The sequence below is a fragment of the Schnuerera sp. genome, from assembly GCF_035459645.1.
GTDB lineage: Bacteria > Bacillota > Clostridia > Tissierellales > Tepidimicrobiaceae > Schnuerera.
Genome location: NZ_DATHXO010000091.1, coordinates 1 through 1,973, shown reverse-complemented (window position 1 = coordinate 1,973; position 1,973 = coordinate 1). Strand labels below are relative to the sequence as shown.

Below are 1,973 nucleotides of genomic sequence, written 5' to 3'. Positions count from 1 at the left end.
CAACATATCTACATCTATTCCATCAAGATCTATTGGACAATAGGAAATATTCTCAAATTTCATGAATTTACCACCAAATTCTGTTTCTATGTCTTCCTCTACTACAGCTACATTTTCGATTCTTATACCATGTTTGCCTGCCTTATACACTCCAGGTTCTATGGTCACTACCATTCCCTTTTCTAACTTAACCTTATCTGGTACTGTAGATATTCTGTGAGGACCTTCATGAACATTTAATAAAAACCCAACCCCATGTCCAGTACCACATTTATAGTCCAATCCCTCTTGCCATAATGGATAACGGGATAATACGTCTAAACTAGAACCGGTAGCCCCATATAGGAATCTTGCATTAATTAAATTTATATGTCCCTTTAAAGTAAGAGTAAAATCTTTCTTTTCCTCTTCAGTAATATCGCCTAATACTATTGTTCTAGTTATATCTGTAGTACCATCATAGTATTGGCCACCTGAATCTACGAGAAACATCTTTTCCCTTTTCAATTCATAATTGGATTTTCCTTCTTCTGCACTATAATGCATCATTGCTGCATTCTCTTTATAAGCAGCTATAGTAGCAAAACTTGGTTCAATAAATCCATCTTGTTCCTTTCTGAATTCTTCTAGTTTTTCAGCAGCAGATACTTCTGTAATCTTTATCTTTCCTAGATTTTCATCTAACCAGTATAAAAATTTGACCAAAGCCACTCCATCCTTAATATAGGCATTTTTCTGGTTTTTAATTTCAATTTTATTTTTTATTCCTTTTAGATTAGTAGTTATATTAGTTCCCTCTATTATTTCACATTTTTCAGGTATTCCTTTATAAAGCCATCTGTTAATCCTAGATGGATCTATAAATACTTTGCTTTTCTCATCAATTTTTTTTACATAATCAATAACATTGTTATATCCATCAGTTTCTATTCCATTTTCTTTTAAATAGGATTCAACATTAGTATCTATCTTATCCTTATCTACAAATAGCCAAGCTTTATTTTTAGATATGAGTCCATAGGATATTACCACAGGATTGGACACTACATCTCTACCTCTGATATTATAAACCCAAGCAACATCATCAAGACTTCCCAGTAGAAAATAGTCTGCTCCTTTTTTCTCCATTTCCTTTCTTACTTCTGCTATTTTTTCTTTAGCAGTTTTCCCTGTATATTCTACATCATGGACAAAAGCTTTGCTCTTAGGCATTGCCGGTCTATCAGTCCACAATTCTCCTACTAAGTCAAATTCATCAACAAATTTAATTTTCTTATCTCCAACTTCTTTTTCTAATTTCTTTACATCTGATTGAGGAAATATTTTACCATTAAATCCTATAGCATCCCCATCATTTAAATTATCCTTTAGCCATTCCATATAGGTTGGAAAACCTGGTATTCCCATTTTAAATAGTTGAATTTCACTGCCTGCTAATTGATTTTCCGCTTGGATAAAATACCTTCCATCAGTCCATAATATAGCCCATCATTCCGGAATTACAGATGTAAATTACGATGATTTTGAACCGATTGCTTCTATGACAACCTCCTATCAGATTATCGCCGTTTCCTCGGAAACTGGTATTGAATCATTGGAAGAGTTCGTTGAATATGGACAGGAAAATGAGATTGACTTTGGCGGCACAGTAAGTGGTATACCACGGGTATGGCTGGAGCAGGTCGGGCAGGAGCTGGACATTCAGTACAACCTGGTCGGCTATGAAGGATTGGGAGAAGCAATCCAGGCTTTGGCAGGCGGTCACGTGGAAGCTGTTATTGTTGATTATCCATCGGCTATTGAATTTGTCGAAGCTGGCCACATGAATTTTATTGCAGTAGGAACGGAAGAACGTTTGGATCATTTGCCGGATGTGCCGACATTTATTGAAGCCGGTTATGATGTCACGTTTGGACTTAACCGCGGTTACGTGGCGCCGGGCGGTACCGATCCTGAAATCATTGAATTGTTAA

2 protein-coding genes are annotated in these 1,973 nt (G+C 36.0%); one reads left to right on the top strand and one right to left on the bottom strand.

The annotated features are described in order from the left end of the window. On the bottom strand, positions 1–1,482 hold a 1,482-nt coding region (locus tag VK998_RS02180), incomplete at its 3' end, for an aminopeptidase P family N-terminal domain-containing protein (protein ID WP_325224976.1). A gap of 58 nt (positions 1,483–1,540) precedes the next feature. On the opposite strand from VK998_RS02180, the gene VK998_RS02175 reads away from it, so the two are divergent. Then, on the top strand, positions 1,541–1,973 hold a 433-nt coding region (locus tag VK998_RS02175; RefSeq protein WP_325224975.1), incomplete at its 3' end, for a tripartite tricarboxylate transporter substrate-binding protein.